General features: G+C 33.7%; 7 protein-coding genes. 6 read left to right on the forward strand and 1 reads right to left on the reverse strand.

What is annotated here, in order from left to right; all coding sequences use genetic code 11:
- Window positions 1-938 precede the first annotated feature (938 nt).
- The 6 genes from AB9K26_RS00265 to AB9K26_RS00290 all read left to right on the forward strand — a co-directional run bounded on the left by AB9K26_RS00265 (window position 939) and on the right by AB9K26_RS00290 (window position 7,422).
- Window positions 939-2,201, forward strand: coding sequence for a DNA cytosine methyltransferase (locus tag AB9K26_RS00265; RefSeq protein ID WP_369970545.1), 1,263 nt, complete (start codon window positions 939-941; stop codon window positions 2,199-2,201).
- The gene (locus AB9K26_RS00270; RefSeq protein WP_369970546.1) at window positions 2,198-3,277 is read left to right on the forward strand and encodes an HpaII family restriction endonuclease; all 1,080 of its coding nucleotides are present in this window, start codon (window positions 2,198-2,200) and stop codon (window positions 3,275-3,277) included. The genes AB9K26_RS00265 and AB9K26_RS00270 overlap by 4 nt, the downstream gene beginning before the upstream one ends.
- A 252-nt stretch (window positions 3,278-3,529) precedes the next feature.
- Window positions 3,530-3,976 (forward strand): hypothetical protein, encoded by a 447-nt coding sequence (locus AB9K26_RS00275; protein ID WP_369970547.1) that lies wholly within the window; start codon window positions 3,530-3,532, stop codon window positions 3,974-3,976.
- Window positions 3,977-4,183: 207 nt separating this feature from the next.
- Window positions 4,184-4,858 carry a hypothetical protein gene (locus tag AB9K26_RS00280; protein ID WP_369970548.1) on the forward strand — a complete coding sequence of 225 codons (675 nt, stop codon included), beginning with the start codon at window positions 4,184-4,186 and terminating at the stop codon, window positions 4,856-4,858.
- 635 nt (window positions 4,859-5,493) lie between these two features.
- Window positions 5,494-5,985, forward strand: coding sequence for a hypothetical protein (locus AB9K26_RS00285; protein ID WP_369970549.1), 492 nt, complete (start codon window positions 5,494-5,496; stop codon window positions 5,983-5,985).
- Between the two features lie 225 nt (window positions 5,986-6,210).
- On the forward strand, window positions 6,211-7,422 hold the full coding sequence (locus AB9K26_RS00290; RefSeq protein WP_369970550.1) for an MFS transporter: 1,212 nt from the start codon (window positions 6,211-6,213) through the stop codon (window positions 7,420-7,422).
- 303 nt (window positions 7,423-7,725) lie between these two features.
- Here the strand turns inward: AB9K26_RS00290 and AB9K26_RS00295 are convergent, their stop codons facing one another.
- Window positions 7,726-8,988 (reverse strand): TolB family protein, encoded by a 1,263-nt coding sequence (locus tag AB9K26_RS00295; protein ID WP_369970551.1) that lies wholly within the window; start codon window positions 8,986-8,988, stop codon window positions 7,726-7,728.
- Window positions 8,989-9,196 lie beyond the last annotated feature (208 nt).

Consider the following 9,196-nt stretch of genomic DNA (forward strand, 5'->3'; position numbering starts at 1 on the left):
AGCCTTTGGCTATTCGAAGCTTTTACTACCCACAACTGCGTATATGCCACATGGTTTTAAATTTACCCAACAATTTATTCAGGTAATAAATTTTGTGTAAATTTCTGAAAAACAAACAACGTGGCATATACGTCTACGTTACCAGCAACAACTCCTGAAAATCGTCCGACTGAATATTATTAGAGCGGAAAATCATAATTTTCGGAATTTTTTCTTACTCAAACTCTGAATCAAAATTGCAATCGGAAACTCACTCATACGTGGATTTTTTACTCATACGCGGATCTTCTCACTCGAACTCGGATTCCTACTCAGATGTGGACTTTTTTCTGTTTGGGAAATAATCTTATTGATTTTATATCTTTGTAATAGCTGCCGTTTAAATACGTTAAGCCGTGTACCCGAGGTAGTCGATGCGTTCTGCTACCTCATTTTTTATTCTTATCGCAGTTTTTATAATACTCAAAGAGTTTTTCAAACCCTTTTCACGGAATTAATCGGTCAAAAGCAAAACTAAAGTTTAGCTTTTGGGTTTACAATTGTTCCAACCTTTATGCCATATCTAAACGTGCTCACTCTTGTGTGTCGTTGCAGCAGGTAACAACGTGTAAAGTTCATTACTTCTGCATTTTTCCAGCAGAAAAATTTGAAGGCAAGAATTTGTTGGACTATTTTATTTAACTTTATCCAAAACCAATTGTAACGAAACCTTACACGAACACGTTGTAGGTAATGCTGAAACCAGCCGCATTTTTAGCACTTTTGGTTTTTTCCAAAGCTAAATCCCAACGCTGAAAAACCAAAAGAGCTAAAAATTCCCCAACCGAATTTCAGTTTTGAAATTGTTCAAAAGAGTTGGAAAAACACTTCAGAATCAATTAAAAAAACAGCGAAAGACTTCTTATCTTGCGGACAACAAATCTTGAATTGAAAATTAAATGCTAAACGAGAAAACAGTAATAGAAAATATTGACGGACAATTGTTTGAGATTAACATTATCGAACCTGAAAATCCCAAACAAGCTTCGTATTCTCATTACTTGCATAACCATAAAAATGGTGTTTCTCAATTCTTTAAAAAAGATGCGCTAAATTTTGTTAAAGAGATTTTATCTGAAAATTCAGAGAACAAAATCTCTACAAAAGTTGCAGAAGAGGCATTACAATATTTGATTTTCAACAACAAAAATTCTGTTCCATTTCCAGCACCAGAGAAACCAGATTTTAAATTTATTGACCTATTCGCAGGAATTGGCGGATTTCGATTAGCACTTCAAAATTTGGGTGGGAAATGTGTTTTTACAAGTGAATGGGACAAATATTCAAAAAAGACATATCGAGCCAATTTTGGAGAAATTCCATTTGGAGACATCACAAAACCTCTAACTAAAAGCTACATTCCTGACAACTTCGATGTGCTTTGTGCAGGTTTTCCTTGTCAAGCATTTTCAATTGCAGGAAGACGTGGTGGATTTGAAGACACAAGGGGAACACTATTTTTTGACGTAGCCGAAATCATAAAGAAAAAACAACCAAAAGCAATTTTCCTCGAAAATGTAAAAGGTTTAAGAAATCACGACAAAGGAAAAACTTTGGCAACCATTTTAAATGTCCTTCGTGAAGATTTAGGTTATTACGTTCCGGAGCCACAAATTATAAATGCCAAAGAATTTGGTGTGCCACAAAACCGTGAACGAATTTTTATAGTTGGCTTCCACAAGGACACTAAAATTACAGACTTTGAATATCCAGAACCAACTAATAAAGATGCTGTTTTGGAAGATATTTTGGAAAAAAAAGAAGTTTCAGTAAAATATTATCTTTCAACTACCTACATAGACACTTTAAGAAATCACAAAGCAAGGCACGAAAGCAAAGGAAATGGATTTGGCTATGAAATCATTCCAAATGATGGAACTGCAAATGCAGTAGTTTGCGGTGGTATGGGTAGAGAACGAAATTTAGTTTATGATAATAGGCTAACCAACTTCAAACCGGTAACCAACATTTCTGGCGAGGTAAATCGAGAAGGAATTAGGAAAATGACACCTCGTGAGTGGGCAAGATTACAAGGCTTTCCAGACAATTTTAAAATAGTAGTTTCAGACGCACAAGCATACAAACAATTCGGAAATTCAGTTGCAGTTCCCGCGATTCAAGCAACAGCGGAGAAAATCATAGAAAAACTAAACTGCAAATGATTACAGGAAACAAAGGCGAATGGAGCGAAATTTATGCTCTTTTCAAATTATTAGGCGACAAACAATTATTTCTTGGAGATAAGGATATTGAAAAATTAGAAGGATTAGTTTATCCTATAATCAAAATTCTTCGTTCAGAAAGCAATGGCGATTTTGAGTACTCAATTCAGGATGAAATCATCTTGATTTCAGGTAATGAACAAGTACTGAAAATTCCAATTTTAGAATTTAAAGAAAAGGCTCTTTATCTCTTAAATGCAATTAAGCAAAGTACAGAAAGAACTTTTTCGGTTCCTGTAATCGAAGAGTTTATGCAGTCAATTAACTGTATCTCTTTAAAAGCAAATTCTTCTGCAAAAACAGATATTAAAATTGTTGTTCACGACCAAAGGACAAATCAACAACCGACTTTAGGATTTAGTATAAAATCACAACTTGGGAGTCCTTCTACTCTTTTAAATGCAGGTAAAACAACCAATTTCATTTACGAAATTAACTTTACGCATTTAACAAGAGACGAGATTGACCAAATAAATTCCATTGGCACAAGGAGTAAGATAATGGACAGAATTACTCTAATTCAAAGTAAAGGTGGAATATTTGAGTTTGTGAAAACAGAGAGGCAAATATTTTCAAATAACCTTGTGCTTATTGATAGTTTGCTTCCTCAAATTTTGTCACAAATCGTTTTTGATTTCTATACGACAGAATTTTCTCGTTTAACTGATTTAGTCAACCTGACAGCAAAGAAAAATCCGTTAGAATTTGACATTGAGAATGAGCATAAATTTTACGAATATAAAATCAAGCGTTTTCTAACAGATGTTGCGCTTGGAATGATGCCATCTCAAGTTTGGACTGGAAAATATGATGCTACAGGCGGATATTTAATCGTTAAGGAAAATGGAGATGTTTTGTGCTATCATATTTACAACCGAAATGAATTTGAGGACTATCTACTAAATAACACAAAACTTGACACTGCAAGTTCTTCTCGACACGGATTTGGAGAAATCTATGAGGAAAACGGACAAATATTTTTCAAATTGAACTTACAAATCCGATTCACAAAATAGCCAACGCTCAAAGCCATACACATTTGCAATTCGCACCAGCCGAAGCAAAGCCAAAATTGCAAAAGAATATGTCTTTTCCCAACGCTGAATAAAGCACTACCTACAACAACGTATATAAAAAATAGCGGTTGAAGTGCTTAATTCAAAGTGATTTTCATAAATTTAAAGCCAGTACTAAACCGAAAAGTCAGTGTGTAAAAATCCGCTACTTTTCATATACAAGACCGTTAGCCACCATTATTAATTACATAAATGAAAATAATAGTAGTCTCAATATTTTTAAGTCTCTCATTTTTTAAAATACATAGTCAAGAGTTTTTATGGTCATCTATAGAAAATGGATTTGCAAACGAAAAGTATATCCCAATTGATAACATTCCGAATGAATTATTATCTCTTTATGATCAATATAATTTCAGTTATATATTACCTAAAATGGAAAAGAAAAAATTCATCAATAGTATGAATAATTCTGGAGTAAATATGAACATTATTAGTTGGATAGATGATTTGACTTTTTTTGCAATGCAAACTAAAATTGAAAATGTACCGACTATCGCAATATATTCAATAGAAAAGAACTATATACACCTTTTCTTTTTTTCAAATGAAAGTATTGATGTTGGATATTATAAAGTAGTACAACCAAATACTAGTAAAGTTGTGCTTGAAAAAACTATTAAAACTATAATAAATTAAAACGGTAGCTAACAACGTGTATAGTTCATTGCTCTGCAATGAACAGCTATTAAAACCCTTAAGTAAAATTCACTATATTTAAACAACGGAAAATTTGCGCCAAATGCGCACGTTTTCCTCGGAAATCCAACCGCACACGTGCGCTGTCTTTCCGCAACAAACCATACACAATACCGTTGGCAGTAATTATAAACTCATACAGCTCTATTGAATAAGTTAATTCTATATCTAATTCCTCTATTATTTATTAATTGTATAGCTGAATCCAATAAGCATAAAATTGCTGTACATAAAACTTACTGTGCAATCGATCACGACGGTTTAGTCTATTTACCTGAATTTGAATTACTTCAAAATGATGTCCTTATAAAAAAATATAAACCTGAACTATTAAAAAACTATTTTGTAATTGATAGTTTAAATTCAGGAAACTATACTATTAGATACTCAACAATTTTTAAAATGTCTGAAACAGTAAATTTCAACATTAATAAAAAAGAAATGGATACTGTTACAATTTGCTTAGATAAGATAAACTATGACTCAATAAAACATATAACCTTCATAGAAAAATTAAAAAATCATGAGGAGTTCAGTATTGATTTATGGCATAGTGGTTCGATCTCTGGAGAAGGTGCTTCCTTAAAAATTAGAAAACAGGATAATTTATTCTACGCAAAATATAATGGACAAGAAACAAAATTGACTCCATCAAAAGTCGAAGCTATAAAAAGATTTGAACTGGAACTAATCAATTTAAACTATGGAGGCTGTTCCGTCACAGACAACTATACATTGAAATATAATGATGAAGAATTAATAATTGAGGATAGAACTTGCAATTGGCATGGCTTTGGTCCATTATTAATGGTGATTTTTTAATTTATAATATATTATAACTACAGCCAACACCGTGTATAATTCATTGCTACTGTTAGTTAAGAGGAAGAATTTTTCTTACTTTTAATCTCAATAACAAAACTGAAAAATCACGACCGCTCAGCTGTCGCGCTTTTTCTCCAGCGGAATTTTCGCCGTAAACGGCTCATCCAAACGCAAAAGCGCTTGGCTGAATTCCGCAACAAATCATACACAAACTCGTTAGCAATAATAGCACAAAACGAAAATTCCACTTCCACTCTATTCTGAAGTTACTCAATTGGAATCATATTAAAATGAATTCAACTTTTCGCGGAATTTTACTCTGCCTAGTCTAAAGTAGCAACCTAAATGTCAAATGATCAGTTCCTATCATCGAAACTAGCGGAATCTTGCGCAAGTCAGCTTAATTTGGGTTGGCATTCTGATTCGGTTGCTTTCGGATTCTCAGCTAATGTCTTTTCCTAATCTAAAGTTCTGGCTGTGCTACTATGGCTAACAATGCGTATCATTCATGCTCACATCTAAATTCATAGAAAAATTACTACCTTTAACCAACGGATTTGAAACGACTGAAAACAAAGCGTTTTCATTCGCACAAATCATACTCTAATACGTTGTACACAATTATCTGAAAAATGGAAAAACTAAGAATTATTGTTACTTGGATTTATACGATTTTAGCATACCTGTTCTTTGGCGGAATGGTATTTACAATAGTAACTCAATATCCAAACTGGGATTACGACCTTCCGAATTCTTTAGTCAACACAAACAATTTCTACAATAAAGCTGATCCTGGAACTTTCTTCCAACTTTTTGGAAGAATAAACATTCCTGTTTTTATTATTATGATCGTTCTAATTTGGAAATTCAAAAAAGCTAGGAATTTGTTTTTGTTTCACTTCTTGACATTCTTCATAATTGGACTTGGAACTGGATTGCTCGTCTATCCCATCCTTTATGAACTTGGAGCAGATGATATCGCAAATAGGTCTGTTGAGGAAATTAAAGTCTTATTAGATAAATTTAAAACTCTTGATTCTATTAGATCTGTAGTAGCTATTGTTTCCATAATCTTTTTGACTTTGGGAATCAAAGAATTCAATAAAGACCTTTACTCAAGATAACAGTGTACAACAACGTGTATGGTTAATACTACCGAATTTTTCCAGCGGAAAAATTCTCACATTATTTAACTATATTTATTTCATGGAACATTTCGTAAGCTCAGCCTTACACTTTTTTTCCAACGGAATTTTCGCCAGACAAGCTGGCTCATCCGAAACGCGAAGCGTTCGGCTGAATTCCGTACAAACCATACACGAACACGTTGTAGGTAATTTTTAGAGTAAATGCAAAAAATAGTAAATCAAAGACACAGTAAATCTTCTTTTTACCACCTATTATCTAGGTTTTTTGAAAGATCAGCATATTATGGATTAAGATCTTCGTTAATACTCTACATGGTTGGAACGACATTAAACATGTCAAGGGAAGATGCATTGAGTATTTACGGTTTCTCTACCATATGTCTAATTTTCACTCAAATCTTTGGTGCTTTAATAGGTGATTTACTATTAAATAATAAAAGAGCTATCATCCTTGGTGGTTTATTGCAAGCTTTAGGTGCTTTTATTCTATGCTATCCATCTGTTAGTTCTATTTACATTGGAGGAAGTATAATTCTTTTGGGAGGAGGTTTATATACTCCAAACATAATATCAAGCTTTGGAAAACAATATTTACATAATACCAAATTACTCGATTCTGGTTTCACGATGTTCCATTTAGTGATAAACCTCGGTTCTTTTATTGGAATTGTGGCAATAGCATATATTGGAGAAAAATTTGGTTACACATACAGTTTTATAACAGCTGGACTGGTTTACTTAATATCAATAATTTTTATTTTAATCTCAAAAGACAAAAACCAAGAAGCTATAATTAATCAAAAATTTAATGGCATTCAAATTGTTAAGGTATTGGCAGCTATTTTAATAGTCGGTTTCTTTTGGTCAGCTTATGAAATCAGCGGAGGAAGAATCTACAGTATTCCGATGGATTTTGCAACACAAAAAGTCTCATCTATACCTGCAGATTTTTGGAGTTCATTAAACTTTTACTGTGTGATAATTATTGGTGTTTTTTTAATAATATTTTGGTCAAAGTATTATTCAAGTAGGTTTATGAAATTAGCATTTGGATTTCTTATTGGTGCTATTGCTTTTTCAATCATGCTTCTGATTCCTGAGGAAACTACTGAAAAGGATGTCATTTTATATATTATATCCATGTTTTTGCTAACAGCATCTGAATTATACGTGGCTCCAGTTATCAATTCGATAATAACTAAAAATACAAATCCTAAATATTTAGCGATAGTCATAAGCTTAATTTTTCTTCCATCCAGAGCGATATCCTACTTAGTAGGCTTTGGAAATGATTATTTCTATGATAATCCATCAGTTTCAATAATAATTTCATTAATTGCTTTTATTGCTATATCCATTGGAATATTTATAATGATTTTCGTAAATAAAAACTACCTACAACAACGTGTATAGTGTATTGCTTCGAATTTTTCCATCGGAAAAATTCTCACTTTAATTAACTATATTTATTTCAGGAAACATTTCGTTAGTTCAACCTCACGCTTTTGTTCTCCAACGCGGAATTTTCGTCAGTCAAAGCTGGCTCATCCAAGCACAAAAGCGCTCGGCTGAAATCCCGCAACACACCATACACGAACACGTTGTGGTGCATTTTGATCCGTGCGCAATCCTGACAGAAAAATTAAATGATTTATTTTCATCAACCAAAAAAGGATGCCAAATAGCATCCTTTTTGAACTTTTGTCCATCATTCTTTTAACGTAAAACTCCGTAGAGTACTAATAGACTTGAATTTGCATCCAACAACAATTGCATATCATTTCCGTTGGCGTCTATAGACCAGAGACTTGAACCAGACTGTCCATTTTCAGATCCAGCCCACGCAATTCGATTACCACCATTGTAATAAGTTGGGCCTAAAGGCTGTACTGTATTGGGTGAAGGATCTTCAAAAACAAGTAGTGGTTGTGAGCCACTAGTTACATTTATTCTGTAAATACCGATTGCCGTTGGATAATTTGCAGAAAAAATAATATCGCCGCCATCTGGCGACCAATCTAAACTAGTAGTGCCGACACCATCTGGAAAGGTATAGAAATCTGTAATGAGTCCAGATTCGGGTTGGAGAAAAGCTAATTTTGTTTCTTCTGTGCTTATAACGTAACGTTGAAAAGCAATGTCACCAGATACAGGAGATATAGTAAAACCTCCTTGTACTGTCTCGTTTTGTTGTGCTAGAGAAGTTATTTGATTCAAGGCTCCTGTCTCAATATCATAAGAAAAAATTTCTTCCAAATAGTCGTTTTGCCACGGTACAGCCCTCGTAAAATATAATATCTTACTGTCTAAGGAAAATACGGGAGAATTATCTAAGTGTTCGAATGTTAGAGGGATAGGAATTAAGCCAGTAGAACCATCACAACGGAATAGGTTCATCTGCCATCCGAATTGAGTGTCACGAGCTTGCGCAATCCATTCGCCATCTGGTGATATCGCTACGCCTGACCCTCCGCCAATGCCAAGGGATTCTTCATTCGTACCATCAAAATTAAGTACAAAGTTAAATGTTCCTTTCCTGTAGATTAATTTAGGCTGATCAAAACAGCCAAAACTCGTTTGGTTTGCAGAATCAACTATTGTAAAGTTGTAGGATGCTGATGCAAGTATAGTATTTGAGGCATCCAACAATTCTAACATAATCTCTTCTTCTCCCACCGTTTGACCGACACAGTTTATAGAACTGCCACTGGCTGTAGGATTAGGTAATGGATTTACACCATCAGAGAGTTCCCCATTCTCATTTGTTAAAGTCCACCTGTAGCTCAATGATGACGCATCACCATCAAAATCAGAAATAATTGCTGTAAAAGTTGCTGAATTGTTCAGCGCTAGTTTATCATCGTTAAGTCCAGAGGCTTCAATTGAGATTGTGACATCGCTGGTATTTGGATTGCTATCGTCTGAGGTGCAACCTAATAAAAATAATAGTAATGGAATTAGAATGATAGTTTTTTTCATTATGATTTGATTTTGTTTAATAGAACATCGAATCAAAATGGAAATGTCATCAATTAAAAAACGACACCACAACAACGTGTATAGTTAATGCGTACAGTCGGTTAAGCAGAAGATTTTTTCTTACTTTTAATCCAATCAACAAAACTGAAAAACCATGACCGCTCAGCCGTCGCGCTTTTTCTCCAACGGAATTTTCGCCAGTCGCAGA

This window comes from Psychroserpens sp. XS_ASV72 (assembly GCF_041224425.1).
In the GTDB taxonomy this organism is placed as follows: Bacteria; Bacteroidota; Bacteroidia; order Flavobacteriales; family Flavobacteriaceae; genus Psychroserpens.

Coding starts and splice junctions, on each gene's coding strand:
- AB9K26_RS00265 (WP_369970545.1), top strand. CDS start 939: ATGCTAAACGAGAAAACAGTAATAGAAAATATTGACGGACAATTGTTT.
- AB9K26_RS00270 (WP_369970546.1), top strand. CDS start 2,198: ATGATTACAGGAAACAAAGGCGAATGGAGCGAAATTTATGCTCTTTTC.
- AB9K26_RS00275 (WP_369970547.1), top strand. CDS start 3,530: ATGAAAATAATAGTAGTCTCAATATTTTTAAGTCTCTCATTTTTTAAA.
- AB9K26_RS00285 (WP_369970549.1), top strand. CDS start 5,494: ATGGAAAAACTAAGAATTATTGTTACTTGGATTTATACGATTTTAGCA.
- AB9K26_RS00290 (WP_369970550.1), top strand. CDS start 6,211: ATGCAAAAAATAGTAAATCAAAGACACAGTAAATCTTCTTTTTACCAC.
- AB9K26_RS00295 (WP_369970551.1), bottom strand. CDS start 8,988: ATGAAAAAAACTATCATTCTAATTCCATTACTATTATTTTTATTAGGT.